The organism is Anaerotruncus sp. 80, from assembly GCF_009936115.1.
In the GTDB taxonomy this organism is placed as follows: domain Bacteria; phylum Bacillota; class Clostridia; order Peptostreptococcales; family Anaerovoracaceae; genus Senimuribacter; species Senimuribacter intestinalis.
Map to the genome: position 1 here is coordinate 20316 of NZ_QWES01000037.1, position 15427 is coordinate 35742.

A 15427-nucleotide genomic window follows, 5' to 3' on the forward strand; every position below is an offset into this window, starting at 1 on the left:
GAAAGGTGTTTGTCAAGGCAGGGACATATTTTGAAACAGTAAATCTCCGTTCACTGGCAGCTTGTTTTTCCTGATACAATAAAGAGTGTGCAGCTAGATATGCACACTCTTTACTATTAGTCATATAATCTTTTCGCAATGAACTCAGCGCCGATTTCAGCAGCTTTCAGTTCTGCTTCGCCAAGGTCTTTATCCTCCGGCGCAAGGACTGTAATGGAGCCGATGGCATCACCTTGCGAGACGATAGGAACAATGAGTTTTCGTCCGCTTTGGAATCTATCTTTGGACTGAATGATGTGGTCCAGTTCTGCATCGATTTTGTCATTTGCAAATTGACGCTTCTGCTTGCCTGCAGCGGCAACAAAGCTGTCTGTGTCGGAAACGGCTACGGTGCTGCCTAAAATAGAAGAGGCGGTTTCAGCAAATTCTGCTGCGATTTGGCTCATATCACCAATTGGGGAATATTTCTTTAGAATAATTTCACCGCTTTCACCAGTATATATTTCTAAAGGGTCGCCTTCTCTGATTCTGAGGATTCTTCTGATTTCCTTAGGAACGACCACTCTTCCCAGGTCGTCGATTCGTCTTACAATTCCGGTTGCTTTCATGTAACTTATTCTCCTTTATTACAAATATTGTATCTCTAGTCTTTGCTTTGCTATGAAAAATATACCGGGCAATTTATAAAATCTTCATAATTTATCCGTTCAAACCCATTGGCATAAAAAGGGAATCATGTTACAATACCGGTATAACCTGATGGAGGAAAGAATATGCTTTTTAAAGAAATTACAATCTTGAATCAAAATTTTGAGATTGAACACGATATGTATGTCGGTACGAAGGATGACAGAATTATTTATATTGGTAAAGATACACCGATGGAAGATTTTGGAGAAATCTATAGCGGAAAGAACCGGCTGCTGATTCCGGGCTTTTATAATGCGCATGCCCATTCTCCTATGGCTCTCATGAGGGGTTATGGTGAAAATCTGGCGTTGATGGATTGGCTCAACACGCGGATTTTTCCTTTTGAGGACAGACTAAACAGCAATGCGGTGTATTGGGGCACGCTCCTTTGCATGGCAGAATCTTTGCGTTATGGTATTATATCTTCTTCTGATATGTATTATTTTATACCGGATATGGTAAAAGCTGTGGCAGATAGCGGCGCAAAAGCGAATATTTCCCGGGCAGTGGCAAATCCTATGGGTATGGATATTACAAAGCTTCCGTCCATGACAGAAGCCAGAGACGCAATCACACAGTTTAACGGTATAGAAAATGGCAGAATCATTATAGATGCCAGCATTCACGCAGAATATACAAGCAACGAAGAAACAGTAAGATGTGTAGCAGATTTGGCTAAGGAAATGGATGTGCGAATGCATGTACATCTGTCGGAAACAAAGTCAGAGCATGAAGAGTGCAAGGCGCGTCACGGCGGCATGAGTCCGGCACAGTATTTCAACCAATGCGGCATATTTGATGTGCCGGCAATTGCAGCACACTGCGTGTGGTGTGAAGGAGAAGACTTCAATATTCTAAAAGAGAAAGGCGTGACTGTCGCGTCAAACCCAGTCAGCAATCTGAAACTTGCCAGCGGAATCTGCAACGTGACCGAAATGCTGAAGCGGGAAATCCCTGTGGCTCTGGGAACAGACAGCGTGGCAAGCAACAACAACCTAAGTTTCTTTGAGGAGATGAAGACTTTTGCAATTTTGGCAAAGGTAAGAGAGCAGAATCCGACTGTAATTACACCAAAGCAGGCGCTTGAAGCAGCGACTATAAACGGCGCGCTGGCGCAGGGAAGATATGACTGTGGAACCATAAAAGAAGGAAATAAGGCGGATCTGCTGGTGCTTCGCACTGATACAGCTAACATGCATCCAGTGCATAATATGCTTAATAACATCGTATATTCAGCCACCGATGGTGATATCGTCATGACGATGGCAGATGGAAAAGTACTCTATAAAGACGGAGAATATACCACCATCGATATAGAAAAGACAATCTTTGAAACAGAAGCTGCCACAGCAGCAATTTTAAAACAACTATAGAAAGCGAAAGGGATTATGTCAAACAAGGGAAATAAGTTTATCAAAGGCGCAGCAGTGCTTGGTATTGCAGGTGTTGTCATCAAATTGCTGGGAGCGGTTTTTAGAATTCCTCTAACCAACTGGATCGGTGCTGACGGCATGTCCTACTACGGATTTGCATATACCATTTACGGTGCGCTTTTAGTGTTGTCTACGGCGGGCATTCCGGTGGCAATTTCACGTATGGTATCGGAGCGAATTGCTGTAGGGGAATACAGAAATGCCCATAAGGTATTTAAGGTTGCCACATCTTTACTGTTTGGAATCGGTATCGTCTCTTTTGCAGCATGCTTTTTCGGAGGAGAAGCAATCACTAAAGCCCTTGGAAATCCAGATGCTGCGCTGGCGGTAAAAGCCATTTCTCCAGCGCTGCTCTTTGTGCCGATGTTTTCGGCATTTCGTGGATATTTTCAAGGGCGGCAGAATATGAATCCTACTGCCATCTCTGAAATAACGGAGCAGCTCATTCGTGTTATCGTGGGTCTGGCTCTTGCCTATAAGCTTTTGGATACAGGGCTGAAAGAAGCTGCGGCAGGCGCTTCTTTTGGAGCATCGGCAGGTTCTATCGCAGGGCTCGGTATTATCGTTGTTATCTATATGCTGAATCGCAGGGTCATTCACCGAAAGATCGACTTGAATAATAAACAGGTGGAGGAAACTGGCGTTATTCTGCGTAAAATCGTCGGAATTGCAATTCCAATTATAATCGGCAGTGAGATTATGCCGATTATGACTTTAATCGATACAGGCATTATTATGACTAGACTGCAGGCGACAGGATGGTCTTACGAAGAAGCAAAGACTCTTTATGGGCTTTTAAGTGGTTTTTGTAATTCGTTGATTGCATTTCCGCAGGTCTTTACGCAAGCTGTAGCAGTCAGCTTGGTTCCTGCTATTGCAGCAGCGTTCAAGGTTCATAACAGACAGGGCGTGCAGGAAAATATTCAGCTGGGGTACAGGACGACCATGATTATGGCGTTTCCTTGCGCATTTGGTATTTTTGCACTAGCAGAGCCAATTATGATTTTGCTGTATTCCGATCAAAAAGCCAGTGCAATCGCTGCAGTACCGACCCTGATGATTATGGCAATCAGTGTTATTTTCCTAGCGATTACGCAGACTTCTGTCGGCGTGCTGCAGTCTATTGGAAAGCAGATGTTGCCAGTGATTCATCTTGCTATAGGCTGTGTAGGAAAAGTCATTCTGACCTTTATTCTGGTCGGGATTCATGATATCAATATCAAAGGCGCTGCTGTGGGCACCATGTTTGCCTATGTGGTAGCGTTGGTCCTCAATAACAGATCAGTAAAGCAGTATACAGGCGTTAAATTTAACTACAATCTGACCTATATCCGCCCGTGTCTTGCTGCTATGCTTATGGGGGTATGTGCTTTTGCCACATATCGCCTTGTAGCAGGATTTCTTGGAAATAGCATTGCGACGCTGTTTGCCATTATGGTAGGCGTCGTGGTGTATGTCATTTTAATCTTTACCCTGAAAGCTATTACTCTGGATGAAGTGGAAACAATGCCAGGCGGAACCAAACTTGTAAAAATTTTAAAGAGGTTTGTAAAATAATTATGAAAAAAGAGTATGAAGCACTGTATTTGACAAAAGATAATGAGGCGGACGCACTTTTGCGTCTTGTAGAAATCGTAAAGATTTTGCGAAAAGAATGTCCATGGGATAGGGAACAGACCCACGAAACGCTGACCAAATGTATGCTGGAAGAGGCTTATGAAGCCGTAGATGCCATTTTAGAAAAGGACACGGAGAATCTAAGGGAAGAACTGGGAGACGTACTTCTGCAGGTAGTTTTTCATAGCAATTTATCAGAAAACGAAGGACATTTTGATTTGAAAGATGTCATTAATGAGGAATGTGAGAAGATGATTCGCAGACATCCGCACATTTTTTTAGAAGATGATGCAAAAACTATTGACAAAGCCCTTGAAAAATGGGAGAATATGAAGAGCCGAGAGCATGAGGAACTTAGATATACCGATCGGCTGGTAAGAGTGCCTAAGGCATTACCTGCTTTGATTAGAAGTTCCAAGGTTCAGTGCAAGGCTGCCAAAGTTGGGTTTGATTGGCCCGATGCAGAAGGTCCCTTTGATAAAATTCAGGAAGAGCTTGCAGAATTGGTACAAGCTTACAGAGAGCGCGATGATGCGCATATCGCTGAAGAATATGGGGACTTGCTGTTTTCGATGGTCAATACTTCCAGATTTTTAAATATCGATCCCGAGGAATCTCTGAATCAGGCTACCGTTAAGTTTATCAAGCGCTTTGACTGTATGGAGAGGATTGCACGGAAGAGAGGATTGGATTTAGCAGATCTGAGCCTAGAAGAAATGGACAGACTTTGGCAAGAGGCAAAGAAAGAGTAAGTTCAATGCTTATCTATAATTTTAAGGAGGATTTTTAGAATGAATAAGGCTGAACTCGTTGCTGCAGTAGCAGAAAAGACAAATTTTACCAAGAAGGATGCAGAAGTTGCTATTAACGCATTCCTCGCAAGCGTAGAAGAGGCAATGGTTAAGGGAGATAAAGTACAGTTAATCGGATTCGGTACTTTTGAGACTAGAGAAAGAAAAGCTAGACAGGGAAGAAATCCTAGAAAACCGGAAGAAGTAATCGAAATTGCTGCTTCCAAGGCTCCTGTATTTAAAGCAGGTAAGGCTCTGAAAGACGCAGTAAACAAATAATAGAGCATTTACAGAGGACAACCCTGCGTTGTCCTTTTTTCTTTTTAAACTGGGATAGGAGGGAAACTCATGAGAATCGATAAATTTTTAAAGAACTCTCGCTTGATTAAGCGCAGAACTGTGGCAAAAGACGCTTGCGATCAGGAACGTGTATCCGTGAACGGCAAAGTTGTGAAAGCTGGTGCAGAGGTAAAGGAGGGAGATGTGATTCACATTTCTTTCGGCAACAGCTCTCTTACAGCAAAAGTGCTGAAGCTGACAGAATCCTGCCGCAAAGAGGATGCTGCGGATATGTATGAAATCATAGAAGACTAAAGACAGGGTGAAACAGCGGTGGGTATGCTGTAAAAGCCCTGTCTTTTCCAGTGCATCTATTTTATTATAGAATATTGCGTAGATGAAGCCCTTCGTTTTCGTGAAGTACACGAAGCTGCTCTGTCAATGCCAGAAGTTCGCCGCTGCTGTTTGATACATCTTTTGCCTTGATATACATTAACGTTTTGGCAAACTCTTCGTCGGCGGTGTTGATGGGCTGTGTGTCGAGAAAATACAGCGCTTTGTTCTGGTATTCATGCCATATTTTGTATTGTTCTTTAAAGGTATCATAGGCTTCATCCCAGTTTTCGTTTTGGATAGCTGCCATAACTACATCTTCGCATTCAGTGATGATTCCATTCAGATTTTCATCGGAGTAGTGGTAGAAGATTCCCCAGCAGCCGATTAAAAGTGCCAGAGAGATAATTGAAGTGATTAGTGCTCTCATTTTAGTACACCTCGCCAGAAAAATTTTGTTTGTGTTGCGGCATAGGATAAACATGAAACATGCTCTTTCCATCATAGAAGGCGACAAAGACTTCGCTAATATCGGTAATACCTTTTGCCTGAAGCATGCAGAGCAGGGTATTGTAATCGGTATCAGTCTTTGCCATGTTTTCTTCATAAAGTATGCCGTCGCTAATCAGTACCAGCGGTAGTTTTTCCTGATCTGTCTTTGCGATAATAGAAAGTTCTCCGTTAGATTCCATAACGGCATATTCTACGTCTGAAATAGAAGGGCAGTTGCCCAGACGGAGCTGTTCAAACAGATCGTTGACGGTAATGCGAAGCCTTTGCATCTCTTTTACATTAATCATGCCTTTGTCAATAATGACACTGGGTCTGCCGTTGATGAAATTCTTAAATTTTTCGTTTTTGATAGAAATATAAGAAAGCAGTACCTGCAGGAAAAGCAGTGTAAAGATTGCCATAGCGCCGTTGATCAGAGAAGATGACGGCTCGTCGATAGGAATAGAGGCAAGTTCAGCGATCATAAACAGAACTACCATCTGAAAGGTCGACATCTTTGAAAGTTCGGATTTGCCCATGACTCGCAGGGTGAAAAGCACGACTAAGTATAAAATAAAGGTTCGAATACAAACGATAATCAAAAAATACACCTCCAAATAATTGATATTGCTATTGTGTACCGAGGCGTGATTTGCTATACTACTTAATACTATAAATTTAAAAAAAAAGGAAGAAATAGTTTGAACAAGACGACAAAATTTAAATTATTTTATACATTCGGCTATGCTGCTATGGGGGTTATCAATCCACTAATCGGGCAATATATGGCAAGCATTGGATTTAGCGGAACACAAATCGGCACAGTGACTTCCATGGCAACGGCAATTGCTGTTTTTGCGTCCACTTTTTGGGGTAATCGATATGCCAACAGCCGCGATGGAAGAAAAGTAATTGCGCTGATATGCCTTTTAGCGGGTGCAATGGCTGTCTGTAATTCTTTTGTGACGATATTTCTGATTTTTATTGCGACCTATGGTCTGGAATATTTTTTCCAGGGACCGGTCATGGGGCTGTGTGATGCGCTGGTATTGGAAGAGGATCAGGTGCATTTTTCGGCGATTCGGCTATGTGGCGCTGCTGGGTACGCAGCTGCAGTTTTTGCAGGGGGTAAAATCGGAGGAACATGGGGCCTTGAAAATATTTTTTATCTCAATGCGGTCGCTTTTGGACTGGCGGCATTTACCATTATGACTGTGCAGCGTGATGAGGACGCTGCTGCAAGCGCTGCCTGTAATGGAAAAAGAATCCGTTATAAGGAACTTCTGAAGGAAAAGCGGGCGCTGCAGCTGATTCTTTGTGGCATTTTCGTCATGGGCACTAATGTGGCAAACAATACTTATTTTAGCTTTCTTTTTACAGAAGGCGGCGGCAGCGTAGCAGGCGTAGGAACTGCTTTTCTTCTCATGGTAGGAAGTGAGGCGCCGTTTATGGCGCTGGCGCCAAAGCTTTGCGCAAAATTTTCAAGAGAGAAAACCATAGCCTTTGCTATGGTGCTGTCTGCAGTGCGTTTTGGGCTTTATGCACTGGGACCTTCCGATATATTTCTGCTGGCTACTTTTTTCTTGCAAGGCATGGTCAATGGGATCCTGCTGACTGAATACGTTAAGTATCTATCGGAGACAGTGTCTTTTCGCCTCATTGCGCTGACAGTAGCAGCCTTTTATGCAGTCAGTTCCAATGGCGGTACGATTTTGTGCAATTTCTTTGGAGGGGTAGCAATGGACTTCTTTGGCGCGACTGGCGTGTATGCACTGTTTAGTGGCATGAATGTGATAGGTGTTGTGCTTTATATTGCATTCGGGCTGCATAGAAAGAAGTGAGATATAGCAATTCGGCAAAGGGCGGAGATGTAAAATGGGATTTTTGCTGTTATATATGTGCGACTTCAGATTGAATGTCGAAATGAATTTTTGCATTGCAGAACTTTACCCTTTATTACATCAAAAAAAGGAAAACCAGCAGGTGCTGTTGGGTGATAAATGCAACCCGGATTAGTATCTAAGAAAAAATAGAGGATCTTTTGTAGAATCTTAAAAATATGTACATGCATACTGCTAGTTTTTGCGCAAATTACTGCTTAAAGATAAGAAAATTTAGTTTGTAGTAATATCAAAAGATTGAACTTTGCATTTTTTTAATCGAGTTTTGCTTTTTTCTGTAAAGTGAAATACGAAATGTCAGCAAAGATTTTGCTTGCAAACAAGCCGAAACAATGCTAAAATATTTGGGTACGTAAGTAAAACTTTATATCAGGCGTTGAAGGAACCAGTAGCCCGGCGTAATACCCTTACAGAGAGGTCATCGTTTGCTGAGAGATGATCGGTGAAGCTGCGATTTTGCGAATATCACTCCGGAGCCTGCGCACTAATGAGAGGCAGCCTTAAGGCGCATATGGATTTATGCAAGCGTCCGAGGTTTAGCAATTAGGGTGGTACCGCGGTTTAGAATTGAATCGTCCCTAATCGGAAATCATATTTTCGGTTGGGGATTTTTTTATTGTAGAATACCCCGAACTCGAAAAAACAGAAAGGAAGTAGAGATACATGTTCAAGAAATTATCGGATAAGCCTGTAGCACAGGTACAGAACGAACAGGTCGAGAAATGGAAGAAAGAAGATCTGCTGCACAAGTGTGTCAGCGCCAGAGAAGACGGCGAGAAGTTCGTATTCTTTGAAGGTCCTCCGACTGCAAATGGAAAGCCGGGCATTCACCATGTGATGGCAAGAACTTTGAAGGATTCTATCTGCCGTTATAAGACTATGCAAGGCTATCAGGTCAACAGAAAAGCAGGCTGGGATACCCACGGTCTGCCGGTAGAAATCGAAGTCGAAAAGCAGCTGGGCATGAGCGGCAAACAGGACATCGAAAAATATGGTATCAAGGAATTTAACCAGAAGTGTAAAGAATCTGTTTTCACTTACACAGACATGTGGAGAGAGATGACAGAGAGAATGGGTTATCTGGTAGATTTAGACAATCCGTATATCACTTTAGACAATAACTATATCGAATCCGGCTGGTGGATTCTGAAAGAGTTTTTCAAGGCAGGACTGATTTACGAAGGTCACAAGATTCTGCCGTACTGCCCGAGATGCGGAACCGGTCTTGCTTCCCACGAAGTAGCGCAAGGCTATAAAGAAGTCAAGGTCAACACGCTGGTCTGCAAGTTCAAGCGTAAAGATGCCGAAAACGAATATTTTCTGGCATGGACCACAACCCCTTGGACACTGGCTTCCAATACTGTTCTGACCGTAGGTCCTGACATCGACTATATCAAAGCAAAGATGACAGAGGGCGATGAAGAGGGCAATATCTTCTATGTTGCGAAGGCGCTTGCGAACAAAGTGCTGGGCGAAGGCAAATACGAAATTTTGGAAGAAATGAAGGGCGCTGACCTGGAATACATCGAATACGAACAGCTGATGCCATTTGTAAAGCCGGAAGGCGGCAAGAAAGCATTCTTCCTAACCTGCATGGATTACGTTTCCGTAGAAGATGGTACAGGTATCGTGCATACTGCACCAGCATTTGGTGAAGACGACTATCAGTGCGGACGCAAATACAACCTGCCAATGCTGCAGCCTGTAGACGAACGAGGCTGCTATACAGAAACGCCATGGGCGGGACGCTTTGTTATGGAAGAAGGTCTTGATGTGGATATCATCAAGTATCTGGCAGGAGAGAACAAAATTTTCTCCAAGGAAAAGCTGGCGCACAACTATCCGCACTGCTGGCGCTGCGGTACACCGCTTGTTTACTATGCAAAACCAAGCTGGTATATCCAAATGAGCAAGCTGAAGGATCAGCTTGTTGCTAATAACAACACTGTAAACTGGTTCCCTGAATTTGTCGGCGAGAAGCGTTTTGGCAACTGGCTGGCAGATGTAAAGGACTGGGCAATTTCCCGTTCCAGATACTGGGGAACACCGATTCCGATCTGGAGATGTGAATGCGGTCATCTGGAATGTATCGGAAGCCGTGAAGAGCTGGTAGAAAAAGCTATCGAGGATATCGATACTTCCATAGAGTTGCACAGACCGTATGTGGATGACGTGCACATCACGTGCCCGCACTGTGGCAAGCCGATGAGCAGAGTTCCGGAGGTTATGGACTGCTGGTTCGATTCCGGCGCTATGCCGTTTGCACAGTGGCACTATCCGTTTGAAAACAAAGAAATATTTGAGGAAAAGCTATTCCCGGCGGACTTCATCTGCGAGGGTATCGACCAGACCAGAGGATGGTTCTATTCCCTGATGGCAATTTCCACCTTTATCATGGGCAAGGCGCCGTATAGAAATGTACTGGTAAACGACCTGATTTTGGATAAAGAAGGAAAGAAGATGAGCAAGTCCAGAGGAAACACCGTTTCTCCGTTTGAGCTCTTCGACAAATACGGTGCAGATGCGACCAGATGGTATCTGCTTTCTGTATCACCGGCGTGGACACCGACCAAGTTTGACGAGGATGGACTCATCGATGTCGTGAGCAAGTTCTTTGGCACTTTGAAGAACGTATATAACTTCTTCGTACTGTATTCCAATCAGGACGATGTGGATGCTGCGGCATTGACAGTAAATTATGACAAGAGACCTGAACTGGACAGATGGATTCTTTCCAAATATAATCAGCTGGTAAAAGATGTAACAGAATATATGGACAGCTACGACCATATGAAGACTGTTCGTGCAATTACAGACTTTGTTGCTGAGGACTTGTCCAACTGGTACATCAGACGCGCAAGAAGAAGATTCTATGCGGAGGAAATGACTGAAGACAAGAAGAGCGTATATGCGACTACTTACGAAGTGCTGGTAGGCACAGCTAAGCTAATTGCACCGATTGCACCGTTCCTGTCTGACGAAATCTATACCAATCTGACCGGTGAGGAAACTGTTCATGTGGCATACTTCCCGAAGGCAGACGAAAGCCTCATCGACAAAAAGGTAGAGGAGAGAATGGATCTTGTCAGAACCTTAGTTACTCTGGGCAGAGGAACCAGAGAAAAGGAAAGAATCAAGGTAAGACAGCCGCTTTCTGAAATTCTGGTAGATGGTAAGTATCAGGCGGTAATCGAGGACTTGACGCCGCTGATTATGGAAGAACTCAATGTCAAGGAAGTTGTCTTTGCAGAGGAGCTTGACCAGTATATGAACTTCTCCTTAAAGCCGAACTTCAAGGTGGCAGGACCGGTTCTAGGTAAGAATATCAAAGCCTTTGGCGCGGCTCTTGCAAAGGAAAACGCTGCTGATGTGGTAGCTCGTCTGGAAGCAGGCGCTATGACGCTGAACTTAGACGGTGAAGAAGTTGAAATAAAGAAGGACTTCGTAGATGTCCGCATCAATGCTAAAGAAGGTTTTGCGGTAGCTATGGAAAACAACGTGTTCACCATTCTTGACACGACCGTGACACCTGAGCTTGCTGCGGAAGGTCTTGCAAGAGAGCTGGTTTCCAAGGTACAGCAGATGCGTAAAGCAAACGACTACGAGATGATGGATAACATCAAGATTTTCGTGGAAGCAGACGCAGATGTGAAAGCTGCAGTAGATACTTTCGGCGACTATATCAAGAAGGAAACTCTGGCAACTTCCATTGAAGAGGCTTCCGGACTGGAAACCTATGACCTCAATGGACATAAGACCGGTATCGGAGTGGAAAGAGTATAACCAAATGTGAGATAAAAGGACTTTGCATGGATTTCATGTAAAGTCCTTTTTCATAGTTTTTTTCGTAAAGAAAGCCTTATAAATGAAAAATTTAAATAAAATTTACATATATTACTGTAATTTTATGTAAAAAATGACCACTTATCCGAAAAAATGACCAGTTTTCCGAAAGTTATTGTATTTTGACAGCGAAAATGGTAGGCTTTAGTCAAGGGGGAGGGATTAGACTCTTAATCATATTGCATCGGGAGATATCAGAGGTTCGACATCTGATATCTTCCACTATCCAAAGAAAAATGAATTTTGAAGACAATTTCCAAAAGTATTTTTAAATCTTCACTTCTTTTAACTTTAATAAAATAATCAGGAGAGACATAATGTCGGATATCAGTATTACATTACTGCTTTGCCTGGGTGACAATTCTGGCTGGTACGGAGTGCCTGGCGTGGTTATAATAGAAAATATTGGGAAGAACCGTTGCAAAAGTATGTTGATTATTTTTGGTTTATTGTGGGGACACCGATGTTACTTGTAAGTATTGCTGTGTTTTTTCATCTCATTTGAATTAGTGTTGATGAAGAAACAAATTATGAGGTAACGGAGACTATATTTTGACCGCTTATTTCTTTTTTTGACCGCTTATTTCTTTTTGGTTGTAGGGGGATTTGTCATATTGTATAATAAAAGCGAAAAGATACTTTTCTGATATTTGCTTTTATGGTAAAATGATATTGTAATATGTAATGTCTTTGGGGGTTACCTATGAAAATTATCATTTGTGATGACCAGATTAGTGATATTCAGGAATTAAAAAAATTATGCGAACGCTATTTGCGGGAGAATGATATCGAGGCGGAACTTGAAACGACCACCCATCCGCAGGATGTTCTCGCAGAGCCACTGGATGCGGATATTCTGATTCTTGATATAGAGATGGGCGCCATAAACGGTATTGATATCAAGAACCAATTAGCCAGACGAGGTGCGGGACCACTGATTATTTTTGCGACCAGTCATATGGACAATGTCCTCAGAGCGTTTAATGTCAATGTAATCGGTTTTGTATCTAAACCACCGCAGTACGATGATTTGGCAGGGTTTTTGGATACGGGCGTTAATTTGATTTTTGCGAACAAGTCTTTTACTTATCCGGACGGCAGCAGCGGTTGTTTGGACGAAATCGTTTGGATTGAAGCTGATACGGGCTATGCTGACGCACACCTAAGAGATGGAAGAGTCAAGAATATTGGCAAGCAGAAGGTTGGGGCGCTTGCAGCGAAGCTGGAGCCGCTTGGATTTATCTGCATCAGCAGAGGACAGATTGTCAACTGCAAGCATATCAGCAGTTTTTACGATGACAGAATTCTCCTGAAGAACGTACCGGAAAAGTCGGGCGGCAAGCCTAGTGATAAGGTGCTGCTTATCAGCCGCCGCAGAAGAAAAGAGTGCTTAGAAAAGTATACCGCTTATTGCATGAGAACGCAGAAATATATCTAAGGGAGTTTACCATGACCAGAGCTATCATTTTACCATTGGATTTATTGAATACATTTTTACTGTTTCGATTTATATTAGGCTGCGAGTTTCGGAAAACTCGCAGCTCTGTCGTTATAGGAGCCAGCGTTATCATAGCATCCTTTGCTGCGCAGGTGTTTTATTTTGATGCGCTGTCATATAATGTGCTGTGGCTTTTCGGACACAGCATTTGCATTTTACCGATGATTTTTCTGAAAGGAAAGAAGACCCATCTTTTGGGTCTGGGAATTGCTTATTGGCAACTTTCCATGCCGATTATTAGTTTTGCGGACGGCATCATGCTGGTGGTATTTAAAAGTGATGCTTTTTATGCAAACTCTGACTGGTATACAATCTTTGCACAGGTGGCTACTACTGTAATATTTTGCGTGCTTATTAGAATCTTAGCGCAGAAAAGAGCTGAAATTAATGGGGTGGTTATGAGTGTAAATGTGCTGATATACATATCGTTTTCACTAATTTTAAGTATTTTTCCATGGGAATGGGCTTATTTAGGCGCGGGGGATACGGATGCAGCAATGTTATATCAGGGGGCGAACAAAGCAAAAGACGCAATTACTGCGATGATTACCATAGGTTTTATGATTGCAATCATATATGCATTTTACCAGAGGAAAATGTTAAAACGCGAAGTGATTTTGAAAGAACGCTGCATTGAAGAACAGGTAGAACAGTACCGCCTTCTGGGTAGCGCTAACGAGGAACTGCGCAGGTTTAGGCATGACCTTTATAAGCATTTGGATACGATGACAGATTTATGTGACAAAGGGCAGATGGAAAAACTGGGAGAATACCTTCATCAAATTTATCAGGCAAAGGAACGGCTGGATTATCTTCATACTGGAAATATGATTTGTGACGCTGTCGCAAATCGCTACTATGGAAAATGCAGGGAGTCGGGGATTCGACTGCACTTTAGCGGTTTTTTTCCGGAGGATTTGTCGGTTGCAATGACAGATTTGTGTGTAATTTTATCGAATGGTTTAGACAATGCCTATGAGGCAGTATGTAAATGTACAGGGGAAAAGGAAATTAAATGCAAGATTGGAAACCAAGGCGGATTTCTTTTTATCACTATTTGGAATCCGACTGAGACTGAACCTGTGATTATTGGCGGACATATTCAAACTACCAAAAAAGATCAGGAGAATCATGGCTTTGGCACGAAAAATATGCAGGAAACAGCAGCGCGTAATGGAGGAAAGGTATGGTGGGAATACGAAAAGGAAAGCAAAATTTTGGTAACACATGTGCAATTAAGATATCATAACATGGAAAAAACAGGAAGCAATTGACCGTTTATTTCTTTTTTCGACCGCTTATTTCTTTATGATTGTAAACGTGTCAACTGTGTGCTATGGTAAAGATAGTAAATTATAAATGATAAAGAAAGGGTTGAAGAAGGAAATGAAAAGAAAATTGTTTAGTGTTTTACTGACTCTATCTTTGGTACTGAGTTTGATGGTGGCAGGTGTCTGCGCAGAGACACAGCAGGTCAAAATTCAAAATGTGACCCAGTTGAAGGCTGCTCTGAATCAGAATTTGACCAAGGCAGAACAGAAGGAGGTCATAGAGAAAACTGCAGAAGATGTAGTAAATGCTTTTATGGCAGAGAAAATGGATGAGGCAGTGGATTTGTTAAATTCACAGGGAACAGATCTGGCGATGAAACAGCTTCCTGACGGCAGCGCCTATGCTGTGGAATCGTATAATCTGGGTGATGGTTGTATGCTTACTGTGGAGTTAAGCGATAGCAAGGAAGGTCAGGTAGTAAGAGTTCCACAAATTTCTCCTATGGCAACCTCTGGCAGCAGTGATCAGTGGAAGGATTACGGAAACCGCTATTTTACAGCCAGGGCAAGCGTGTCTATTGCTAATGTTACAGCAAGCATGAGCTTAGAGAACCACTATACTTTATCGGCTGACGGAATAGAAGAACGCAGTGGAGTTGCGGATGTGAATTGGAGTACATCAAATGGAAGTTGCGGTAAATCTGTTCCAGATATTACCGACCGAACAGCACGGACGCCTGGTGTATCCGATGTGAATATGTATTGTACCTATGATTTCAAATACACTGAGGGAAAAATCGCAAGAACCGTCAGCTACAAACTAAATACGACTGTTGGCTATGTGGCAATCAACAAAACCGCGAGACAGATTAAAGTCAGACAGTCCTGGAATCTGACGAAAATATCGTAGACACGAAAGGAGTTTTAAGCATTAGCTTAAAATAGATATTCTAAGGAAAGGAGGGCGAATCGATGTAAAGTAAACGAATGGATTGGGATAAGCAGGGGAACAAAAAATATTACTAAAGGACTTAGGCTTTGTGAAAATATCAAAAAGGTGATATTTCTTATATATAAAGAAAGAGCTTTTCAAAAATATGCCGTGAGTAGCGCCACAAAACATATATTAAGAAAAACTCTATCTTCATTGTGAGACATAAAGCAGAAAAAGTCAAGAGGAAAGACGAGGTTTAAAATGAGGAAAATGTAGGTTTACAATAGATGTGTTACAACTGAATAAAAAAATTGCAAGATCTCATTTTTGTGTTAAAGTTAAGTT

The 15427-nt window shown here is 42.5% G+C and carries 13 protein-coding genes; 10 read left to right on the forward strand and 3 right to left on the reverse strand.

Translation table 11 applies throughout. The features are described 5' to 3' along the window. Positions 1 to 116: 116 nt before the first annotated feature. Complete coding sequence (locus D1155_RS14210; protein WP_160203078.1) at positions 117 to 608, reverse strand: stage V sporulation T C-terminal domain-containing protein; 492 nt, start codon at positions 606 to 608, stop codon at positions 117 to 119. Between the two features lie 165 nt (positions 609 to 773). Here D1155_RS14210 and D1155_RS14215 point away from each other — a divergent pair, with 165 nt between their 5' ends. The 5 genes from D1155_RS14215 to D1155_RS14235 all read left to right on the forward strand — a co-directional run bounded on the left by D1155_RS14215 (position 774) and on the right by D1155_RS14235 (position 5125). Continuing rightward, positions 774 to 2063, forward strand: a complete 1290-nt coding sequence (locus tag D1155_RS14215; RefSeq protein WP_160203079.1) for an amidohydrolase — start codon at positions 774 to 776, stop codon at positions 2061 to 2063. A 15-nt stretch (positions 2064 to 2078) separates the two neighbouring features. Continuing rightward, positions 2079 to 3680: a polysaccharide biosynthesis protein gene (locus D1155_RS14220; protein WP_160203080.1), complete on the forward strand. Its 1602-nt coding sequence runs from the start codon at positions 2079 to 2081 to the stop codon at positions 3678 to 3680. Positions 3681 to 3682: 2 nt separating this feature from the next. After that, complete coding sequence (gene mazG / locus D1155_RS14225; protein ID WP_160203081.1) at positions 3683 to 4492, forward strand: nucleoside triphosphate pyrophosphohydrolase; 810 nt, start codon at positions 3683 to 3685, stop codon at positions 4490 to 4492. Between the two features lie 39 nt (positions 4493 to 4531). After that, positions 4532 to 4810 (forward strand): HU family DNA-binding protein, encoded by a 279-nt coding sequence (locus D1155_RS14230; protein ID WP_160203082.1) that lies wholly within the window; start codon positions 4532 to 4534, stop codon positions 4808 to 4810. 69 nt (positions 4811 to 4879) lie between these two features. Beyond that, the gene (locus D1155_RS14235; RefSeq protein ID WP_160203083.1) at positions 4880 to 5125 is read left to right on the forward strand and encodes an RNA-binding S4 domain-containing protein; all 246 of its coding nucleotides are present in this window, start codon (positions 4880 to 4882) and stop codon (positions 5123 to 5125) included. Positions 5126 to 5189: 64 nt separating this feature from the next. Here D1155_RS14235 and D1155_RS14240 read toward each other — a convergent pair whose 3' ends face one another. Both D1155_RS14240 and D1155_RS14245 read right to left on the reverse strand, forming a co-directional pair. Further along, entirely contained in the window at positions 5190 to 5573 is a 384-nt protein-coding gene (locus D1155_RS14240; RefSeq protein ID WP_160203084.1) for a DUF4363 family protein, read from the reverse strand. A 1-nt stretch (position 5574) separates the two neighbouring features. Beyond that, entirely contained in the window at positions 5575 to 6237 is a 663-nt protein-coding gene (locus D1155_RS14245) for a DUF421 domain-containing protein (protein ID WP_160203085.1), read from the reverse strand. A 99-nt stretch (positions 6238 to 6336) separates the two neighbouring features. Here D1155_RS14245 and D1155_RS14250 point away from each other — a divergent pair, with 99 nt between their 5' ends. The 5 genes from D1155_RS14250 (at position 6337) to D1155_RS14270 (ending at position 15058) form a co-directional block, all read left to right on the forward strand. Next, positions 6337 to 7476, forward strand: a complete 1140-nt coding sequence (locus tag D1155_RS14250) for an MFS transporter (RefSeq protein ID WP_160203086.1) — start codon at positions 6337 to 6339, stop codon at positions 7474 to 7476. A gap of 723 nt (positions 7477 to 8199) precedes the next feature. After that, entirely contained in the window at positions 8200 to 11319 is a 3120-nt protein-coding gene (gene ileS, locus D1155_RS14255) for an isoleucine--tRNA ligase (protein WP_160203087.1), read from the forward strand. Positions 11320 to 12082: 763 nt separating this feature from the next. After that, a complete protein-coding gene (locus D1155_RS14260) occupies positions 12083 to 12817 on the forward strand; it encodes a LytTR family DNA-binding domain-containing protein (RefSeq protein WP_160203088.1) in 735 nt (244 codons plus the stop codon). Positions 12818 to 12828: 11 nt separating this feature from the next. Then, positions 12829 to 14151, forward strand: a complete 1323-nt coding sequence (locus D1155_RS14265; protein ID WP_160203089.1) for an ATP-binding protein — start codon at positions 12829 to 12831, stop codon at positions 14149 to 14151. A gap of 112 nt (positions 14152 to 14263) precedes the next feature. After that, entirely contained in the window at positions 14264 to 15058 is a 795-nt protein-coding gene (locus tag D1155_RS14270; protein ID WP_160203090.1) for a hypothetical protein, read from the forward strand. Positions 15059 to 15427 lie beyond the last annotated feature (369 nt).

Excerpts from the sequence above, each read along its gene's own strand:
- D1155_RS14215 (WP_160203079.1), top strand. The coding sequence starts at position 774 with ATGCTTTTTAAAGAAATTACAATCTTGAATCAAAATTTTGAGATTGAA.
- D1155_RS14240 (WP_160203084.1), bottom strand. The coding sequence starts at position 5,573 with ATGAGAGCACTAATCACTTCAATTATCTCTCTGGCACTTTTAATCGGC.
- D1155_RS14270 (WP_160203090.1), top strand. The coding sequence starts at position 14,264 with ATGAAAAGAAAATTGTTTAGTGTTTTACTGACTCTATCTTTGGTACTG.
- mazG (WP_160203081.1), top strand. The coding sequence starts at position 3,683 with ATGAAAAAAGAGTATGAAGCACTGTATTTGACAAAAGATAATGAGGCG.
- D1155_RS14230 (WP_160203082.1), top strand. The coding sequence starts at position 4,532 with ATGAATAAGGCTGAACTCGTTGCTGCAGTAGCAGAAAAGACAAATTTT.
- D1155_RS14265 (WP_160203089.1), top strand. The coding sequence starts at position 12,829 with ATGACCAGAGCTATCATTTTACCATTGGATTTATTGAATACATTTTTA.
- D1155_RS14260 (WP_160203088.1), top strand. The coding sequence starts at position 12,083 with ATGAAAATTATCATTTGTGATGACCAGATTAGTGATATTCAGGAATTA.
- D1155_RS14220 (WP_160203080.1), top strand. The coding sequence starts at position 2,079 with ATGTCAAACAAGGGAAATAAGTTTATCAAAGGCGCAGCAGTGCTTGGT.
- ileS (WP_160203087.1), top strand. The coding sequence starts at position 8,200 with ATGTTCAAGAAATTATCGGATAAGCCTGTAGCACAGGTACAGAACGAA.
- D1155_RS14235 (WP_160203083.1), top strand. The coding sequence starts at position 4,880 with ATGAGAATCGATAAATTTTTAAAGAACTCTCGCTTGATTAAGCGCAGA.
- D1155_RS14210 (WP_160203078.1), bottom strand. The coding sequence starts at position 608 with ATGAAAGCAACCGGAATTGTAAGACGAATCGACGACCTGGGAAGAGTG.